General features: G+C 61.2%; 15 protein-coding genes. 10 read left to right on the top strand and 5 right to left on the bottom strand.

The annotated features are described in order from the left end of the window. Window positions 1-24: 24 nt before the first annotated feature. A complete protein-coding gene (locus ACFPN2_RS11615) occupies window positions 25-1,173 on the top strand; it encodes a metallophosphoesterase (protein WP_380596766.1) in 1,149 nt (382 codons plus the stop codon). A gap of 341 nt (window positions 1,174-1,514) precedes the next feature. Here ACFPN2_RS11615 and ACFPN2_RS11610 read toward each other — a convergent pair whose 3' ends face one another. The 3 genes from ACFPN2_RS11610 to ACFPN2_RS11600 all read right to left on the bottom strand — a co-directional run bounded on the left by ACFPN2_RS11610 (window position 1,515) and on the right by ACFPN2_RS11600 (window position 4,918). Beyond that, window positions 1,515-2,174 carry a TIGR04211 family SH3 domain-containing protein gene (locus ACFPN2_RS11610; RefSeq protein ID WP_380596765.1) on the bottom strand — a complete coding sequence of 220 codons (660 nt, stop codon included), beginning with the start codon at window positions 2,172-2,174 and terminating at the stop codon, window positions 1,515-1,517. A gap of 269 nt (window positions 2,175-2,443) precedes the next feature. After that, window positions 2,444-4,213 carry a redoxin domain-containing protein gene (locus ACFPN2_RS11605; RefSeq protein WP_380596764.1) on the bottom strand — a complete coding sequence of 590 codons (1,770 nt, stop codon included), beginning with the start codon at window positions 4,211-4,213 and terminating at the stop codon, window positions 2,444-2,446. 201 nt (window positions 4,214-4,414) lie between these two features. Beyond that, window positions 4,415-4,918 (bottom strand): adenine phosphoribosyltransferase, encoded by a 504-nt coding sequence (locus ACFPN2_RS11600; protein ID WP_380596763.1) that lies wholly within the window; start codon window positions 4,916-4,918, stop codon window positions 4,415-4,417. Between the two features lie 138 nt (window positions 4,919-5,056). On the opposite strand from ACFPN2_RS11600, the gene ACFPN2_RS11595 reads away from it, so the two are divergent. Both ACFPN2_RS11595 and ACFPN2_RS11590 read left to right on the top strand, forming a co-directional pair. Further along, complete coding sequence (locus tag ACFPN2_RS11595; RefSeq protein WP_380596762.1) at window positions 5,057-5,680, top strand: inorganic pyrophosphatase; 624 nt, start codon at window positions 5,057-5,059, stop codon at window positions 5,678-5,680. Between the two features lie 197 nt (window positions 5,681-5,877). Beyond that, on the top strand, window positions 5,878-6,843 hold the full coding sequence (locus tag ACFPN2_RS11590) for a helix-turn-helix transcriptional regulator (protein WP_380596761.1): 966 nt from the start codon (window positions 5,878-5,880) through the stop codon (window positions 6,841-6,843). Between the two features lies 1 nt (window position 6,844). On the opposite strand, the gene ACFPN2_RS11585 is transcribed toward ACFPN2_RS11590, so the two are convergent. Next, a complete protein-coding gene (locus tag ACFPN2_RS11585; RefSeq protein WP_380596760.1) occupies window positions 6,845-7,210 on the bottom strand; it encodes a DoxX family protein in 366 nt (121 codons plus the stop codon). A gap of 156 nt (window positions 7,211-7,366) precedes the next feature. On the opposite strand from ACFPN2_RS11585, the gene ACFPN2_RS11580 reads away from it, so the two are divergent. The 7 genes from ACFPN2_RS11580 to ACFPN2_RS11550 all read left to right on the top strand — a co-directional run bounded on the left by ACFPN2_RS11580 (window position 7,367) and on the right by ACFPN2_RS11550 (window position 17,173). Continuing rightward, window positions 7,367-8,611 carry an MFS transporter gene (locus tag ACFPN2_RS11580; RefSeq protein ID WP_380596759.1) on the top strand — a complete coding sequence of 415 codons (1,245 nt, stop codon included), beginning with the start codon at window positions 7,367-7,369 and terminating at the stop codon, window positions 8,609-8,611. A 110-nt stretch (window positions 8,612-8,721) separates the two neighbouring features. Further along, entirely contained in the window at window positions 8,722-9,414 is a 693-nt protein-coding gene (locus ACFPN2_RS11575; protein WP_380596758.1) for an ABC transporter ATP-binding protein, read from the top strand. Beyond that, the gene (locus ACFPN2_RS11570) at window positions 9,411-10,562 is read left to right on the top strand and encodes an ABC transporter permease (RefSeq protein ID WP_380596757.1); all 1,152 of its coding nucleotides are present in this window, start codon (window positions 9,411-9,413) and stop codon (window positions 10,560-10,562) included. Before ACFPN2_RS11575 ends, ACFPN2_RS11570 begins: the two co-directional genes overlap by 4 nt. A gap of 13 nt (window positions 10,563-10,575) precedes the next feature. After that, entirely contained in the window at window positions 10,576-11,766 is a 1,191-nt protein-coding gene (locus ACFPN2_RS11565) for an ABC transporter permease (RefSeq protein ID WP_380596756.1), read from the top strand. Between the two features lie 60 nt (window positions 11,767-11,826). Further along, window positions 11,827-12,894 (top strand): alpha/beta fold hydrolase, encoded by a 1,068-nt coding sequence (locus ACFPN2_RS11560; RefSeq protein WP_380596755.1) that lies wholly within the window; start codon window positions 11,827-11,829, stop codon window positions 12,892-12,894. A 239-nt stretch (window positions 12,895-13,133) separates the two neighbouring features. Then, the gene (locus tag ACFPN2_RS11555; RefSeq protein WP_380596754.1) at window positions 13,134-14,120 is read left to right on the top strand and encodes a hypothetical protein; all 987 of its coding nucleotides are present in this window, start codon (window positions 13,134-13,136) and stop codon (window positions 14,118-14,120) included. 161 nt (window positions 14,121-14,281) lie between these two features. Next, a complete protein-coding gene (locus tag ACFPN2_RS11550) occupies window positions 14,282-17,173 on the top strand; it encodes a choice-of-anchor I family protein (RefSeq protein ID WP_380596753.1) in 2,892 nt (963 codons plus the stop codon). 59 nt (window positions 17,174-17,232) lie between these two features. On the opposite strand, the gene ACFPN2_RS11545 is transcribed toward ACFPN2_RS11550, so the two are convergent. Then, a complete protein-coding gene (locus tag ACFPN2_RS11545; protein WP_380596752.1) occupies window positions 17,233-17,748 on the bottom strand; it encodes a DUF1993 domain-containing protein in 516 nt (171 codons plus the stop codon). Window positions 17,749-17,830: the final 82 nt, after the last annotated feature.

Here is a 17,830-nt window from a genome sequence, read left to right as displayed (position 1 = left end):
AATATTTGCTCTATGATGCGATCCATGTCGCATCTCGCCAAGTTTTCGAGCCTGCGGGCACTGTCGCTCGCGACCCTTCTGCTGCTCGTCAGCGGCCTGACTCGGGCCGAGACATTGCAGGACGGGCCGTATGTGCTGCGTGCTGCCGATGGCAGTTGGCATTCACTGCGGATCGAGGACCGGAGTGAAGGGCCGCAAGTCCGGGATCGGGCCCTCGAGATCGGCGATGTCGTTACTGTCGCGGCCGTAGGAACGTTGCCGTCATTCGAGGTCAAGCTGCGCAGTCCGGCTCAACCGGCGCGCGATGAAATTCAACTCAACGCACGCACGCCGTTGTTCGTGATGGCCGACACGCACGGAGAATTCGAGATCGCCGTGCAGCTCTTGCAGCGGCATGGAGTGATCGACGAGCGGTTGCGCTGGTCATTCGGCAAAGGACATCTGGCCGTGCTCGGCGACGTTTTCGATCGCGGTCCGAATCACACCGAATTGCTCTGGCTGATTTACAAGCTCGAAGCGGAAGCTGCGCGGGCGGGCGGCGGCGTGCATCTCGCGCTTGGCAATCACGAAGCGATGGTGATGACCGGCGACGATCGATATCTCAATCCAAAGTATCCACGCGTCGCGTCGCTGCTCGGTGTCGACCGGCACGCATCGTTGTGGAGCGAGCAAGCGTTACTGGGCCAATGGCTGCGTAGCAAAGCCGCGGTGTTTCGGCTGGGGCAGTATTTATGTCTGCACGGCGGCATCTCGCGCGAGCTGATCGATCGCGGACTGACTTTGTCGGCGGTCAATCAAACGGTACGAGCTGCGCTGACGGAACAAAGCGCGCCGCGCGGCGAGCAGACCGAGTTCGTGATGGGACAAGAAGGTCCGCTGTGGTATCGGGGCTATTTCAGAGAGGCGGCACTCAAGGGTGGCTTCAAGGTCGCCGAGCAAAGCGACATCGAGCGGATTCGCGAGCGTTTCGGCGTCCAGGCGATTCTGGTCGGTCATACGATGGTGCCGACCGTGACTTCTCTATATGGCGGCCAAGTGATTGCCGTGCAGGTGTATCCGCATCGGGATGAGCAGACGCATGCGCCGGTGATGGAAGCTCTGTCCATTCGCAAGGACGGCCAGATGTTCCGTGCCCGCGTCGACGGCACCAGCGAATTGTTGCCCCGCCCTTGATGCAACTGCCCTCTCGCGGCGCAGTTGCCGTTACTTCTTAGATTTTTTTTCAGGTGCCGGGGGTTCATTCCCGGAGGCAGCCAGATCTATACCATCAAGCAGCTCATTCGAAACTGCGAGTCCGCTCCCGGGTCCGATGTGATCGTGCTGGTCTCATATCAATCTGTGAGCCTGCCTGTGAGCGGTCGAGGCGAGTAAGGTTTTGCGAGTTGGCCCGTTGTTGTCTAGGCCATCGGTGTCCTCCTGCAGGCCACGGCACAACGATCTCTCAATGCTGGCGCCGCGATCGTTCACAGGCTTCTCTTCAGGGCTCCTAAGCGGAGCCCCTTAAGGCCTGGTCCTTACGCCCAGGTGCTGCGCTTCGGTCGCGACTTGATCCACGCGCCGAGAATCAATCCAATCAGCACCAACGCGCCGCCCGACAACAGCCAGCGCAACATCACATTGCGCTTCAAGTCGTGCACTTCCTCGGTCAACTGCGTGACCTGAGTTTGCAACGATGCATTGCTGGTCTTGAGTTGTTTGTTTTCTTCGAACTGCGTGATGGCCGTGGCCGAGACGCGGCGGATTTCCGCGAGCTCGTTCTGCAGCTTCTGATTTTCTTTCGAGAGCTCGGTCGCTTTGCCTTCGATCTCGGTGCGCGCACCGCGCACGTCCTGATAATTCTCGCGTGTCGATTTCAGCTGAGCTTCGAGCGTCTCGACGCGCTTGGTCGCGGCGGCCAGTCGGTCCTTCGCGACGGGTTGACTCACCAGGTACTGAGTGGGTAACCATCCCTCGATGCCATTGGGCGTGCGCACCTGCGTGAAGCCGGCGGCGTTGTCTTCGCCGAGCACTTCCAACGCCAGCCCGCTCGGCAGCGCGGCGTTGATGATTTTGTGTCCATTCGATGGACCGCGACGCAGGGGGACAGTCAGCTCATCGGAGATATACATCGTCGCGGCGAAGGCGGACACCGGTCCTAGCACCAGCAGCAGCGCTAGCAGCACCTTTCTCAACATCAGCACGAATCCTTATAGGTCTAGTTGCTGCCGATCTGTCGGCAGACGCGCACTATAGCGAAACTTAACGCCGATAACGGCCCCGGATGAACAAGTTCGCAAAATGGCGACAACTATCGCGGTAAGTATTTCTACAGCACGAAAATCACGCACACAAAATGAAAAAGCGGCTCATGGAGCCGCTTGTAAGGTTTGCTGGCGCGATGAGCTGATGCTGGGCAGGACGCCCGAATGCAGCGGGCGATGGACGCGCAGGAGCTGACGAAAATTTAATCGTCGCGTGCCGCTGTCTTCGCGGCCGCGGTGGTCTCGTCGAGATAGCGGAAGCGCACGAAGCCGATGCCCATTTCTTCGAAGGTCTGATCGCCCCAGTGCACGGGCTTGGTCGGATCGGGGTTCGCGGGATTCTGTGTTGAGTTGTCCCAGCTGAAAGTCCACACCAGCTTCGAGCCGGCGGGAATGGTCTTGGGCTGCTGGTATTCGTACACCGTCTGCCAATTGAAATCGTACTTGGGCACGTTGAGCAGGATTTCTTCGCGACCGTCCGGATAGATCGCGGTCATCGTGCCGGCGCGGCCGCGCAGATGTGAGTGCGGCATGATGTTGTAGATCAGCATGTCGCGCTGGACGGGGCGAGTGACCACCGTCGTGTGCTCCTTCGCGCCGGGCGGAATCTCGAATTTGAAATCGGTCAGCGCTGTGAGATGCAGCGGGTACTTCGGCGGATTGTTTGCTTCACGGAAATAGAAGCCGACCTTGCTGTGATCCGTGACGGCTTGGCCGTTCGGCGTGTAGTGCATCTGGAACACAAAGTCCGCGTCCTTCGGAAATAGCACGCCCGTGTCTCGCGGATACACGATCGGTTCCATGCCCGGTGCGAAGCCCGCGAGGTTGCCGCCGCTGCGCTCGCCGGTGGAGCCGGCGACGACAGGGTCGTTGGCGATGATGTGATGAATTGCTTGCTTCGCGCCCGGATGAATTTCCACCGCCGTGATCCATACATCGCGGCCGAGCGGATTCTTCACGCGCGGATACTGATATTCGATGACGCCTGTGGCTGGAATGTCGTACGCCGGCACTTCAACGATCAGATCCAGTTTACCATGTTTCCATTCTTTGATTTCAGGCTTGATGGCGAGCAGTGGATCGTCACCCGTACCGCGCGGCGCGCCTGCTTCGATCCAATGCACCAGCAGCTTGCGCTGATCGCTGGTGATGCCGCGTGCGTTCTCGAATGTTCCGTAGTGAGGATCGGCGTGCCACGGCGGCATGCGTTGAGTGCGCAGGACTTCGCGAATCATCGGCGCGAAGCCTTTCACCATGTCGTAACTCGTCATGGCCCACGGCCCGACGCCGCCGACTTGATGACACACGACGCAGCGATCTTTCAGCAGCGGCGCGATCTCTTTTGAATAAGAGATCTGGTTGTGACTGGTCCTGCGATCGGCTTCAGGAAAATTGACCAGGCAGCCGACGCCATCGGCGTGCGGTATCGCCACGGGCTTGCCGGCCAGCACGGCGTCGAGCGCGTCGGTCAGATAATGATTCTTCGCCGGGCGTTGGCGCTCGTAGGAGAGCCGGTCGTCCATCGGGCCGCGATACTTCAGCTTCCAGCCCTTGGGGTCGATGACGAACACTTCGGAAGTGCGCACCACGCCGAGCGCTTCGCCGATGAGCTGAGATTCATCCAGCAGGATGGGGAAGTCGATCTTGAAGTCGGTCGCTTCCTTGGCGACCAGGTCGCGCGTGTCCTGGAGATTCGAATTGAGCAACAGGAACTCGACGCCCTGAGCCCGATACTTCGCGCGCACCTCGGCGAGCGCCGGCAGCGCCTGGCGTACGATGGGGCAGCCATTGCCCTGGACCATCAGCACCACGGCTTTCATGTCCGAGAGGTAATAGAGCTCGTGCGATTTGCCCTGCTGATCGAGCAGGCGGAAATTGTCGACGACCTGGCCGGGCTCGATGGCCAGGGCATGAGTGGCTACACCGAACGTGACCGCCAGTGCGGCCAGAGTCCGCTTCGCTGAGTTCTTCATGGCAACCCCCAAACGACATTGCGCTGTGCAATCCTGCTTCGCGCAAGCCCAGGGCGTACATCCATGTACACCCGCTCGGCGGAGCGAAGCGGTGCTTCGCTGAAGGCACCGCCGAGCCCTTGCTATGGACAACATTGTCAGCGAGGGCGCGGCGCCAGGCACTCTGGCCCGGGGTGAAGAATTGTCAGTTCTTGTGTCCGATCAGTATCGGATCACGGTCCGCGCCGGCTGGCTTTCCCAACGGAAGTCCTTGATCAGATTGAGGTCAATGAGCACTCCGAGGGCGTCGACCTGGTAGCCCGCCGCCAGGCACAGATCGGCCGCCGCGGCCAGGGTGCCACCCGTGGCGAGCACGTCGTCGATCAACAGCAGCCGGCCGCTTCCTTGCTGCATTTCCAGCACCCCTTCGCCGTACTCGAGCTGGTAAGGGATGCTGACGACCGGCGGGGGCAGCTTGCCCTTTTTGCGGATCGGGACGAACCCCTTGCCGTGCTTGAGCGCCAGGGCCGCGCCCAGCATGAAGCCGCGGGACTCGATGCCGGCGACGGCGTCGATCCGCCCCCATTCCCCGGCGGTCAGCAGCCCGCTCATCGCGTCGATGGTGGGCTCGAAGTGACTGCGCAGTAATGGGGCAATGTCGCGAAAAACGATCCCAGGCTGCGGGAAATCGGCGACATCGCGGATGAATTGCTTCAGATCGGTCATGAGGTGGAGATCGGTTGAGGGCACGCTTCAGGTAAACTCCGCACCACCCATTGTCTCCGAACCCACAGTTTTTCGCTGCAGACCCGGCGGGTCTGCCCATTCATTTTCACAGTCCACTAGTTGTAATCCATGTCGACCATGTTTCCTTCCGCTTTCCGTGCCCACCCCTGGCATGGCGTCGAAATCGGCGCCGACGCCCCGTCCCGCGTGACCGCGTACATCGAGATCGTGCCCACCGACACGGTGAAGTATGAGCTCGACAAGGCCACCGGCCTGCTCAAGGTCGACCGACCCCAGCGCTTCTCGAACATCTGCCCGTCGCTGTACGGTTTCCTGCCGCGCACGCTGTGCGCCGAGCGGGTCGCTGCTTATTGCGAAGAGCGCACTGGCAAGACCGGTATCAAGGGCGACGGCGACCCGATGGATATCTGCGTGCTGACCGAGAAGTCGATCGGCCACGGCGACGTGCTGGTGCAGGCCATTCCGATCGGCGGCCTCCGCATGATCGATGACAACGAAGCTGACGACAAAATCATCGCGGTGATGCGCGACGACGCGCTGTACGGTCACCTGACCGACATTTCCCAGTGTCCGAAGTCGGTGATCGAGCGAGTTCGTCACTACTTCCTCACATACAAGCACGCCCCGGGCTCGCCGGATCATGCAGTCGAGATTACGCATGTGTATGGCCGCGAGGATGCGTACGAAGCGATTCGACGCAGCCAGGCGGACTATACGTCGGCGTTCATGGGCGTTCGTTAAACAACACCACACCCCCAACCCCCTCGCCCTCAAGGGCGAGGGGGCTTAAGAAATAAATTTGCTCGCTGGCGCGGGCGGCACGAGCAAGACGCGCGCGGTCGCCCTGCCTTGGGCGAGGGTTGCGATGTAAGCGTTTTGCGTCTTGGTTGACGTCTACGTTGACATACTATGTCAGCGTTTGAGGTTGTAATCCCGACATGCGCGCCGAACGACTCATTGCCATTCTCATGGCCCTGCAGAGGGCTCAGGCACTCACCGCGGGTGAGCTCGCTCAACGGTTGAGCGTTTCGGTTCGCACGATCTTTCGTGATATCGACGCCCTCTCGACCATGGGCGTGCCGGTGTATACCGAGCAGGGGCGCGGCGGGGGGATTCGACTCGTCGAAGGTTATACCTCCGACCTCACCGGTCTTTCCTCAGGCGAAGCTGAAGCGCTCGCGCTCATTGCGAGTCCGGCCGGCATCGGCGTTCAAGATCTAGCAGCTCCCACTCGGACCGCGCTCGACAAGCTCGCGGCCGCCGTGCCGACGATGCATCAACTGCGCGCTCAGCATGCTCGCGGCCGGTTGCTGTTCGATACCAAGCCCTGGTTCCGCTCGTATTCCGTTTCGCCTTACCTGGATACGCTGCGTGCCGCGATCTGGAAGGACGAATGCATCAACATCAACTACCGCCGCAGTAACGGCGAAGAAAAAGAATATCTGGTCGAGCCCTACGCGCTGGTCGTCAAAGTCGACACCTGGTACCTGATCGGCCGGGTGAAGCGCGAGACGCGCGTGTTCAGGATCTCGCGCATGTTGTCGCTGCAGACGACAGGCACGACGTTCACGCGCGATGCCGATTTCGATCTGCATAAATTCTGGAACGTCTGGTGCGAGAAGTTCGAGAAAAATCCACCGGTGACGTTTCCGGTGGATCTGAACATCTCGGCCAAGGGCAAGCAGCAACTGCTCGACAGTTTCGGTAACTGGTTTCGCTCGCGGCTCGAGCCGCTAGGCGAGAACTACAAGGGCCGCAAACCAGTGACGCTGGATTTCGAGCGTGAAGAAGCGGCGCTGCGCATCCTGTTCGACCTGGTGTTCGAGGCCGATATCGTCAAGCCCACCGAACTGCGTCGTAAGCTGCGCAATCAAGCCAAGCGAGTGGTGGCGGCCACGGCCTGAACTATTTCTTCCCCAACAGCACCGCGATCAGGCACGCGATGATCAGCACGCTGTATTCCATGCCGTTGCGGCCGAGCCCGACCACGAACCAGCCCGCCTTCCAGTGCACCCACCAGATGCCGAGCGCGGTCTGAAAAATAAAATAAGCCGCGAGCGGCGCGGTGTAGCGGCCTAACGCGAGCATGACGCCGCCGACGATCTCGATGAGCGTGACCGCCCATGCCCAGGCGAGCCCGAACGGTAAGCCTTGCGATTCCAGAAACGGGCCGAACGGGCCCACGGCGTTCTCGACGATTCGCATGACGCCGTGAATGACGAACATGGCCGCGACCGCGACGCGCACCACCATGATTGAAGAGATCTTCATGATCTGCCAGCCATCCTTAAATAAAAGCGCGCGATCATAAGGGAGCGTGGCATCGATTGCAGCATTACCGGAAATTCGATCATCAGAGTGATGACTGCATCACGTCTAAAAGCGACTGGTGAGATGCACACGGAACGCGCAATACTTCCGCGCCTTATGAGCACATCCACCGCCTCTCAGTCCAACGTCTCCGCCGGCACGTTTGGACTCATTCTCGCGGCAGCGGCCATTCTGCTCATCACCATGGGCGTGCGGCAAACGACCGGTTTGTTTCTGTTGCCGATCACGCAGAGCACCGGCATTTCCATCGTCGCCTTCAGCTTCGCGCTCGCCATCGGTCAGTTCGTGTTCGGCGCGGCCCAGCCGGTGTTCGGTGCCATCGCCGATAAATACGGCGCGCCGAAAGTCATCATCGCCGGCGCATTGCTGTTGGCGTTCGGAGCGGCGATCACGCCGTTCATGACGACCAGTTCGGGATTCCTGCTCTCCATGGGCGTGATCGCAGCGGCGGGTGCGGCGGCGGGCAGCTTTTCGATCCTGATCGGCATCGCCTCGCAACGCCTGCCGGCGGAAAAGCGCTCGATGGCGGCGGGCATCATCAATGCCGGCGGCTCGATCGGTCAGTTTGTGTTCGCACCGCTCGTGCAATTCATCATCGGCGTAGCGGGGTGGGCGAGCGCGATGTTTGCTACGGCATTCGCGGCTCTGCTGACGATTCCATTGGTGCTGCCGTTGGTTCGCTCGGCTTCGAGCGCTGCGAGCAGCGCGACCCATGCGGTCGCCGCCGGTCACATTACATTGAGCAATCAGTTGCGCGAAGCGATGCGCAATCCGAGCTACTTGTATCTGCACGCCGGCTTCTTCACTTGCGGATTTCACATCGCGTTCCTGGTCACGCATTTCCCCAGCGACTTGCAGCTCTGTGGGTTGACGCCGAATGTCGCGGCGAACTCGCTCGCCTTGATCGGCTTGTTCAACGTCGTCGGCAGCCTCGGCATCGGCTGGCTGGGTCAGCGTTACCGCATGAAATATCTGCTGGCGTGGGTGTATGCGAGCCGCGCCTTGATGATCGCGATTTATCTGGTGATGCCGAAGACGGCCCTGAACATCTACATATTCGCCGCTGCGTTGGGCGTGACATGGCTGGCGACCGTGCCGCCGACCGCGGGGTTGGTCGGCAAGTTGTTTGGTACGCGCTATCTGGCGACGCTGTTCGGGCTCACGCTGTTGTCGCATCAGATCGGCGGCTTCCTTGGTGCGTGGCTCGGCGGCGTGGTGCTGTCGCAGACCAACTCATATCAATGGATGTGGTACGCCGACATCGGGCTGGCGCTGTTGGCGGCAATTGCGAATTTGCCGATTCGCGAGCAGAGATTGCAGGCGCAGCCGGCCACAGCTTGAAAAGCCACGGCACCGCCGGCAGCTAGCCGCAATTCGCCGGCACACCCCTGACGTCTCGCCGCTCGAGTGGTTACACTGCCGCGCCTTCAATAGCCGAGCGGATCCGTGCCATGACTGCACTCGTGACCCTGCGCAATGTCACCAAGAGCTATGTTCGCGGCAAGCAAAAGGTCGAGGTCCTGCACGGGGTCGATCTGACGATCGAGCCCGGCGAGTTCCTGGCGCTGATGGGGCCGTCCGGCTCGGGCAAGACCACCTTGTTGAATCTGGTCGCCGGCCTGGATCAGCCCACCAGCGGCGAAGTGCTGGTCGCGGGCGATCGTATCGATCAACTCTCGCGCGGCAGCCTGTCGGACTGGCGCGCCCGGCACATCGGCTTCATTTTCCAGTTCTATAACCTGCTGCCGGTGTTGACCGCCGAGGCCAACGTCGAAGTGCCGTTGCTGCTGACCGATCTTTCCAAGTCGGAGCGCCGCCGGCGGGTGCAGGTCGCGTTGGAGCTGGTCGGGCTCGCCGAGCGCGCCCGGCACAAGCCGAATGAATTGTCGGGCGGTCAGCAACAGCGCGTCGCCATCGCGCGGGCCATCGTCTCCGATCCCACGCTGCTGGTTTGCGACGAGCCTACCGGCGACCTCGACCGGCAGAACGCCGAAGAGATCATGAATCTGCTGAAGGCATTGAACCGCAGTCAGAACAAGACCATCGTCATGGTGACGCACGATCCGAAGGCCGCCGAGTACGCCTCGCGCGAGCTGCATCTGGACAAGGGCCTGCTCACCAATGATACGAGGCGCGCGGCGTGAAATATTTCAGCCTCGTCTGGGCCGGGCTGTGGCGTAAGAAAACGCGCACCGTGTTCACGATGATTTCCATCGTGATCGCGTTCCTGTTGTTCGGGCTGTTACAGGGGATCAACCAAGGCTTCAGCACCGCGCTGGCGCGCCTGGATGTGGATCGCTTGTATGTTTCGGCGCGCACCAGCATGACCGACGGCATGCCCATTTCATATTTGCAACGCATTCGCAATGTGCCGGGCGTGCGAGCGGTCTCGATGTGGGCCTATTTCGGCGGCTACTACCAGGATGCTCGCAATCCCGTGCCGGCGTTCGCGACCGATGCGGTCGAGCTGATGAAGGTCTACAAGGAAATCAAGATCAAGCCCGAGTATGTCGAGGCCATGGCGAAGACCCGCACGGGCGCGCTGGTCAGCGACGCGCTCGCCGCGAAGCACGGCTGGAAAGTCGGCGACCGCGTGCCGATCGGCACGTCCATCTGGACCACCAAGGCGGGTAGCAATACCTGGGAGTTCGACATCGTCGGCACGTTCGACGCCGCGGCGTATGGCGCAGGATTTCCATCGTTCTATTTGAACTACAGCTACTTCGACGAAGCGCGGCAGTTCGGCACGGGCGAGCTCCATTACTACATCGTTTCCTTGAACGATCCCAAGCAGGCGCAGAGCATCTCCCACCAGATCGACGACATGTTCGCCAACTCGTCGGTGGAGACGCGCACGCAGACCGAGTCGGCGCTGGCGCAGTCCCAGCTCAAACAATTGGGCGACATCAACTTCATCGCCAATGCGATCGTCGGTGCCGTGCTGTTCACGCTGTTGTTCCTGACCGCGAACACGATGATGCAATCGGTGCGTGAGCGCACCAACGAGTTGGCCGTCCTGAAGACGCTCGGCTATTCGGACACGAAGGTGCTGATGCTGGTGCTGACCGAGTCGCTGCTGTTGTGTTTGTTTGCTGCCGCGGTAGGCATTGGGCTGGCCGCGCTGGTGTTCGAATCGCCGGCGTTGCAGAAGTTGTTCGGCAATTTCTCCATGCCAATGTTCGTAGCGAGCATGGGCGCGGGCATCGCGGTGGTGGTCGCTTTCGTCAGCGGCTTCCCGCCGGCGTGGCGAGCGCGCCAGCTGAACATCGTCGACGCGTTGGCTGGACGCTGATAGGGAGCGCGCCATGAAAATGTTCCGTCAGATCGGCGCGGTCACCGCGATGAATTTCCGCAGCCTGCCGCAGCGGGTGAGCACTTCGCTGGTCGTCGTCATTGGCATCGCCGGCGTGGTCGCCGTGCTCGTCTCGGTGCTCGCGATGTCGACGGGGTTGATTCGCACTATGGAAAACACGGGGCGTGACGATCGCGCCATCGTCATGCGCAATGGCTCGGTCGCCGAGACGTCGAGTGCCTTGGATCGCAATTCGGCGAAGCTGATCGTCGACGGCGCGGGCATCAAGCGCGACGCGAACGGCGAGCCCATCCTGACTGCCGAGAACTTTCGCATCCTGATGTTGCACAAGAAGGCGGACGACGCCGAGGTCAGCGCCATCCTGCGAGGCGTCGGTCCCAAGATGCTTCAGGTGCGTCCCGAGCTGAAGATCGTCGAAGGGCGGATGTTTCAACCGGCCGTGGCCGAGGTGATCGTCGGCAAGTCGGCGCACGCTCAGTTCAAAGGCTTGAACGTCGGCGACGTGGTCAGGTCGCGAGGCGCGAATTGGAAGGTCGTCGGTGTGTTCGAGACGGGCGGCGACGCGCACGAATCGTCGTTGATGACGGACGCTGAAACATTGAACTCCATCGACCGGCGCGGCGCGTTCCAAAGTGTCACTGCGTTGCTCGAGTCGCCGTCGTCGTTTCAAGCGTTCAAGGATTCGTTGAGCGCCAACCCGGCGCTGGCGGTGGATGTCGTGCGAGAGCGCGAGTACTACCAGCAACAGTCGAAGACCATGACCAACATCATTTCCATCATTGCTTACGTGGTGGGCGGCATCATGGCGGTGGGTGCGGTGTTTGCCGCTCTGAATACCATGTACTCGGCCGTGAGTGCCCGCTTGCAGGAGATCGCAACTTTGCGAGCGCTCGGATTTGGCTCGACGGCTATGGTCATGTCAGTTCTCGCTGAAGCGCTGGTGCTGGCATTGATCGGCGGTGTGATCGGCGCGCTGCTCGCGTGGGCTTTCTTCAATGGCAATACCGTGAGCACACTCGGCGGTGCAGGCGGCTTGGGCCAGGTGGTATTCGAGCTGTCCGTCAGCCCTCAGCTGATGGTTCTCGGCGTGGTCTGGGCCTGCGTCATCGGCGTGCTGGGCGGTTTATTCCCTGCCATGCGGGCCGCGCGCTTGCCGGTGGCCCTGGCCTTAAGGGCGGTTTAGGCGGTCACCCCGTCGCGGCGGTATACATTTTGTTATTCTGGGGACGGATTGGGCGTCCCCATGCAACAAACGATTCGATTCATCAAATCCGCGGACGGCACGCGCCTGGCGGTCGCCACCTCGGGGCAGGGACCGCCGCTGGTGAAGTCGGCGAACTGGCTGTCGCATCTGGAGTTCGACTGGCAGAGCCCGGTGTGGCGGCACTGGTTCCGGTTTCTTTCGGCCGGGCGCCAGCTGATTCGTTTCGATCCGCGCGGCTGTGGCTTGTCGGACTGGGATGTCGCCGATCTTTCGCACGCCGCCCAGGTCGCCGACCTCGAAGCGCTCATCGAAGCGTCCGACCTGGAAACATTTCCGTTGCTCGGCATCTCACAAGGCGGCGCCGCCTGTATCGAGTACGCCGTACGCCATCCCGAGCGGGTCACGAAACTGTTCTTGTATGGTTGTTACGCGGAAGGCTGGGCACAACGGGGCGAAGATTCCCGCCGGCACGGCGAAGCGCTGGTCGAGCTGATTCGTCAGGGCTGGGGCCAGGAGAATCCCGCGTTCCGTCTGTTGTTCGCGTCTCTATTCATCCCGGACGCCACCGCCGAGCAGGTGCGCTGGTTCTCGGATCTCATGCGCACCACTACGCAGCCCGAAATCGCCGCCCGCATCATCGAGGCGTTCGGTCAGATCAACGTGCGAGCGCTGTTGTCCCAAGTGAAAGTGCCGACCGTCGTGGTGCATGCCCGTAACGACGCGCGCATTCCTTTCGATCAAGGCCGATTGCTCGCCGCGGAGATTCCCAACGCGACTTTCGTGACGCTGGAAAGCCGTAACCACATTCTCACCGAGAGCGAGCCGGCCTGGACCCGGTTCTGCGAGACCTTCAATGAATACATGGGCATCGCCGGGGCGCCGAGTGCCGATCGCCAGGCCGCGCCGGTAGATCTCTCGGAACTCACTGCTCGTGAGAATGCGATCCTGAGATTGGTTGCTCAGGGCGCTGCCAACGGCGAAATCGCGCGCCGTTTGTTCATCAGCGAGAAAACGGTGCGCAATCATCTGACGAACATTTTCGAGAAGCTGGGCGTGGACTCGCGCGCCCGGGCCATCGTCGTAGCCCGCGACCGAGGGGTCGCATAGCCCAGAAGGGCTACGGGTACAGGATGTACCCGCGCCGCCGAAGGCGGCGAGCGAGGAGCAAAAGTCACGCCTTTTGCGAGTCGCACGAGGGTCGCGGCAGGATGCCCGATCCCGAGTCATTCAATTAGGACATTTGTCCCGGCTCTATGGCGCCGCGAATGAGCCTTCTGCCTCATGCGCCGTTTGCCATAAATCTGCAACATGCGCGCACTTTGAAAAACCGCTCGCGAGTCAAACGTATGAGTGCCGCAGCCGCCATGGTGGTGTCGCCCGCCGCCGAAAAACTGTTCCAGGAAAACTCCGACCGCGCCCGCTATGCCCGTTGCATCAAGGCGTCCAAAAGAGTGCGTTGGGATATCGATGCCGACGTGTTTCGCGGTCGGGCGTTCGATTTCCGCCGGAAGTTCCTGCCCGACGGCCTGACCAAGGTGAACGATCTGGCGTTCCTCACGCCGGACGAGAAGCGCGCCATGAGTCACGTGCAGGGCCGCAGCTATGCCACGTTGTTCGGATTGGTGGAGCGGTTCATCAGTGCCAAGACGCTGGAGCTGGCCGGCAAGCACGTGCTGGGCGATCAGGTCGCGCTCGAAGGGCTGGTGCGATTCAGCGATGAAGAGCTCAAACATCAGGAGCTGTTCCGTCGCATCGAAGCCGCGATTGCCTCGCGCATGCCTGGCGGCTATGCCTTGATCGCCGATGCCAACGAAGTGGCGCGCACCGTGCTGAGCAAGTCCACCTGGGCGGTGCTGGCCCTGACTTGTCACATCGAGCTGTTCACCCAGGCGCACTATCGGGAAAGCATCGAGCGCGACGACGATCTGTCCGATCTGTATCGCGACGTGTTCCGTTTCCACTGGCTGGAAGAATGTCAGCACGCGGTCATGGATGAGATCGAATGGCATCGCGAGGACCGGAATCTCTCTGCCGGAGAGCGTGACATCGCGGTGGATGATTTCATCTCGCTGCTCCGGATGCTCGATGAGATTGTGAGCACCCAGTCATGTGCCGACGCGGGTTATTTCATGCGCTTGTGTGAGCGCTGCTTCTCGCCGGCCGAACAACAGGAAATTCGCGACACCATGCAGCGTGCGTATCGCTGGCAGTACATCGTTTCAGGCGCCCAGCATCCGCATTTCATCAAGATGTTGAGCAGCTTGCTGAGTCGTCAGCAATTGCAAAGAGTGCAGGCATCGCTCGCGCTGATGATGGGCTGTCGAAGCTGTTAACAGTCGCCTGTCGCAGACGCAGATCGGACGCTGACCTGTCATTAAAGCGTCATACATCGAAAGCAAGAATAGCTCCCGTATAAGCCGGGCACGGAGTTGCCGCCTCACGGACGAGGCGCAGGCACGGCATTCAAACAACACTCCCGCAATCCGGAGCTTTCATGTCCAGAGCGTCTCGTTCCTGCGTGGCCGCGGCCGTCGCAGTTGCCCTCTTCAATTGTGCGTTACCGGCCAGCGCCGACGATGCCGTTCAACAGGCCGATGAGGGGAGCCTGAAGCTCACACCGCTCGGGACTTACGATGCCGGCGAAGTCGGCTCGGCGGAAATCGTTGCGTTCGATGCTTCGACCCAGCGTCTGTTTCTGGTGAATGCTCAGACCTCGACCGTCGACATTCTCGATGTGCGTAATCCGTCGAGCCCGACCAAAGTTACGACGATCAACACCGCCGTCCTCGGCTCGCCGAACAGCGTCGCTGTGCGCGACGGCGTGGTCGCTGTTGCAATCCAGAGCGATCCGAAGACTGATCCCGGCCATGTCGCGTTCTACGACACCGACGGCGTGCTGATCAAAGCCGTGCAGGTCGGCGCGTTGCCCGACATGATCACGTTTACTCCCGATGGCAGCAGCGTGCTGACGGCCAACGAAGGCGAGCCGAGCGGCTACGGCGCAGGCCACGTCGATCCGGAAGGTTCCGTGAGCATCGTGCCGGTGCCGCGCAATTCGATCGACTGGAAAAAGCTGAGCGACAGCGATGTGCGCACAGTGACGTTCCAGCAGTTCAATGGCAAAGAAGCCAAGCTGCGCGCTCAGGGCATTCGCATCTACGGTCCCGGTGCCAGCGTCGCGCAGGACCTCGAGCCCGAATACATCACGGTCACTGAAGACTCGCGTCTGGCCTATGTGACCCTTCAGGAAAACAACGCCATCGCCGAGATCGACCTCAAGACCGGCACGGTGAATAACTTGCTGGCCCTGGGCTACAAGGATTACAGCGAGCTGCCGTTCACCGCGTCCACTTATGAGTGGAACAAGCTGCCGGTGATCGGCACGACGGTCGGCGGACAGACCCTGCACCTCGGCGGTTTCTCGGGTCTGGCCTTCGAAGGCACGACCAGCGACGGCAAGTTGAAGTTCATCACTCACACCGATCGCGGTCCGAACGGCGAGCCGACCGGCGCGCTCCGCCCGTTCCTGCTGCCTGAATTCACACCGCGCCTGGTGCGCTTTACGCTCGATCCAGCCACTGGCAATTTCGATTTGCTGGAACAGATTCTGTTGCAACAGGCGAACGGTCAGCCGCTCACCGGTCTGCCTAACATCGTGCTGTCCACTGACACCAACCTGCCGTACAACGACGAAGTCGGTGTCGATTTGTTCGGTCAGCCGACCGCGCTGGATCCGCAGGGTGCGGACCTCGAAGGCATTGCCATCGACCAGGACGGCTCGTTCTGGATGTGCGACGAATATCGCCCGGCGATTTATCACTTCAGCCGCGCCGGCAAGCTGATCGAACGTTTGATTCCGATCGGCACGCATGCCGCTGCCGGTAAGCCGGTGCCGGCCCCAGGCCAGGCGGGCGAGTACGGTGTCGAAGCGCTGCCGGCGGTGATCGCGCAGCGTCGCCAGAATCGCGGCATGGAAGGCATTGCGATTCAGAACGGCAAGGTCTACGCGTTCGTGCAAAGCCCGGCGCGCAATCCTACGACGGTGACCAACGCTCAGCTGAACGCGATGAAGAACGTGCGCGTCGTTGAATACGATCCCAACACGCGCGCCACTCGTCAGTTCCTGTACATCATGGATAACCCGGCGTCGGTGAGCGCCGATGACACTCGCGCCGATAAGATCGGTGATGTCGCGGCGGTTCCGGGCGGCGGCTTCCTGGTCGTCGAGCGTGACGACGATGCGCTGCCGGCCGATCCGATCGAGACCATCACCAAGAAGATCTATGCCGCCAAGCTCGATGGCGCGACGGATATTTCTTCGCTCGGCCTGTTCACCGTCGGCGGCGTGCAGAAGAGCGTCGATCAGATGACCGCAGCGGAGCTCACATCGGTGGGCGTCGTGCCGGTCAAGAAAACGTTGCACGTCGATCTGCCGTCCGCGGGCTACGCGTCCGTGCAGAAGATCGAAGGCCTGGCCGTGATGAACAACGGTCAGCTCGCGCTGATAAACGACAACGACTTCGGCGTCGCCGGCATCGTCATCGACAATGCCACGGGCACGTTCACGATCGCGCCGGGCTATGTGCCGGAGAAGCCGACGCTCGGCTTGTTGAAGGTGCCGGGCCTGGATGCTTCCGATCGCGACAGCGCCATCAACATTCGTAACTGGCCGGTGTTCGGCATGTATCAGCCGGACTCGATCGCTTCGTTCAACATCGGCAAGATCACCTATCTGGTCACCGCCAATGAAGGTGATGCTCGCGATTGGCCCGGCTTCGCCGAAGAATCGCGTGTGAGCGCTCTGACGCTGGATCCGGTTGCGTTCCCGAACGCGGCGGACTTGCAGAAGGCCGGCAACCTCGGTCGCTTGAATGTGACCAAGACGCTGGGCGATGCGAACGGCGATGGCTTGTACGAGAAGCTCTACACGCTGGGCGGTCGTTCGTTCTCGATCTGGAAAGCCAACGGCATCCAGGTGTTCGATAGCGGCAGCGACTTCGAGTGCATCACCGCGGCCAGCAACCCGGCGTTCTTCAACGCCAGCAACGACGATCGCACCTTCGACAGCCGTTCGGACAACAAAGGTCCGGAGCCGGAAGGTCTCGCGGTGGGTACGGTCGGCGAGCGGCGTTACGCGTTCATCGGTCTGGAGCGCACGGGCGGCGTGATGACTTACGACATCACCAATCCGCATGTGCCGGTGTTCGTGGGCTACACGAACAATCGCGACTTCTCGGTCGATCCGTACAACGCGCCGGCCGCCGGGGATCTGGGCCCCGAAGGCCTGTTGTTCATCGATGCGAAGGACAGCCCGACCGGCTTGCCATTGCTGGTGGTCGCGAACGAGATCAGCGGCACCGTGACGCTGTACAAGCTCGAGCGCTAGTAAATAAAAAGGGGCCGGCTGGTGCAGCCGGCCCCTCCTGTTCGAACGGATAGAAACGATCAGACCTGGGGCACGGGCCCCAGGTAATCCTGCTTGCCGATCTCCACGCCGCCATGACGCAACAGTGCGTACGCGGTCGTGGTGTGGAAGAAGAAGTTCGCCAGCGCCCAGTGGCGCACGAAATTCACCGCCGTGAAGTTCAAGTTGATACGCGGCGTCTTGATGGTGATGACCCGATTGTCGTCGCCCGCGAACTGCTCCGGCTTGAAGCCTTCCAGATAATCGATGGTCTTGGTCACGCGTGCGATCAAGTCGGCCATCGTGGTTTCGTTGTCTTCGAACTTCGGCGGCTCGGTGCCGCTCAGACGCGCCGCCGCGCCCTTGGCCGAGTCGCTGGCGATCTGGATCTGCCGGGCGAACGGCAGCATGTCCGGATACAGTCGCATCGAAACGAATACGTTCGGATCGAACTTGCGTGCTTCGGCGTGCGCCACAGCCTTCTCGAGGATGGCTTTCAAGGCGCGCAACGAATGCAGAAATGTGGGAATGGAAGCGTCGTACAGTGACAGGCTCATGGCGATTCTCCGGCCCCCTGGGCTCTTTAGGTTTAGCGCGCGGGATTATAGGTGCGCGGTGACATTCCGGTCGCCGGTCATT

This window comes from Steroidobacter flavus (assembly GCF_042651805.1).
GTDB lineage: Bacteria > Pseudomonadota > Gammaproteobacteria > Steroidobacterales > Steroidobacteraceae > Steroidobacter > Steroidobacter flavus.
The sequence above is the reverse complement of the archived record's forward strand: the minus strand, read 5'-3'. Positions and strand labels throughout refer to the sequence as shown.

Excerpts from the sequence above, each read along its gene's own strand:
- ACFPN2_RS11555 (WP_380596754.1), top strand. The coding sequence starts at position 13,134 with ATGAGTGCCGCAGCCGCCATGGTGGTGTCGCCCGCCGCCGAAAAACTG.
- ACFPN2_RS11585 (WP_380596760.1), bottom strand. The coding sequence starts at position 7,210 with ATGAAGATCTCTTCAATCATGGTGGTGCGCGTCGCGGTCGCGGCCATG.
- ACFPN2_RS11560 (WP_380596755.1), top strand. The coding sequence starts at position 11,827 with ATGCAACAAACGATTCGATTCATCAAATCCGCGGACGGCACGCGCCTG.
- ACFPN2_RS11550 (WP_380596753.1), top strand. The coding sequence starts at position 14,282 with ATGTCCAGAGCGTCTCGTTCCTGCGTGGCCGCGGCCGTCGCAGTTGCC.
- ACFPN2_RS11590 (WP_380596761.1), top strand. The coding sequence starts at position 5,878 with ATGCGCGCCGAACGACTCATTGCCATTCTCATGGCCCTGCAGAGGGCT.
- ACFPN2_RS11600 (WP_380596763.1), bottom strand. The coding sequence starts at position 4,918 with ATGACCGATCTGAAGCAATTCATCCGCGATGTCGCCGATTTCCCGCAG.
- ACFPN2_RS11575 (WP_380596758.1), top strand. The coding sequence starts at position 8,722 with ATGACTGCACTCGTGACCCTGCGCAATGTCACCAAGAGCTATGTTCGC.
- ACFPN2_RS11615 (WP_380596766.1), top strand. The coding sequence starts at position 25 with ATGTCGCATCTCGCCAAGTTTTCGAGCCTGCGGGCACTGTCGCTCGCG.
- ACFPN2_RS11545 (WP_380596752.1), bottom strand. The coding sequence starts at position 17,748 with ATGAGCCTGTCACTGTACGACGCTTCCATTCCCACATTTCTGCATTCG.
- ACFPN2_RS11565 (WP_380596756.1), top strand. The coding sequence starts at position 10,576 with ATGAAAATGTTCCGTCAGATCGGCGCGGTCACCGCGATGAATTTCCGC.
- ACFPN2_RS11580 (WP_380596759.1), top strand. The coding sequence starts at position 7,367 with ATGAGCACATCCACCGCCTCTCAGTCCAACGTCTCCGCCGGCACGTTT.
- ACFPN2_RS11595 (WP_380596762.1), top strand. The coding sequence starts at position 5,057 with ATGTTTCCTTCCGCTTTCCGTGCCCACCCCTGGCATGGCGTCGAAATC.
- ACFPN2_RS11610 (WP_380596765.1), bottom strand. The coding sequence starts at position 2,174 with ATGTTGAGAAAGGTGCTGCTAGCGCTGCTGCTGGTGCTAGGACCGGTG.
- ACFPN2_RS11605 (WP_380596764.1), bottom strand. The coding sequence starts at position 4,213 with ATGAAGAACTCAGCGAAGCGGACTCTGGCCGCACTGGCGGTCACGTTC.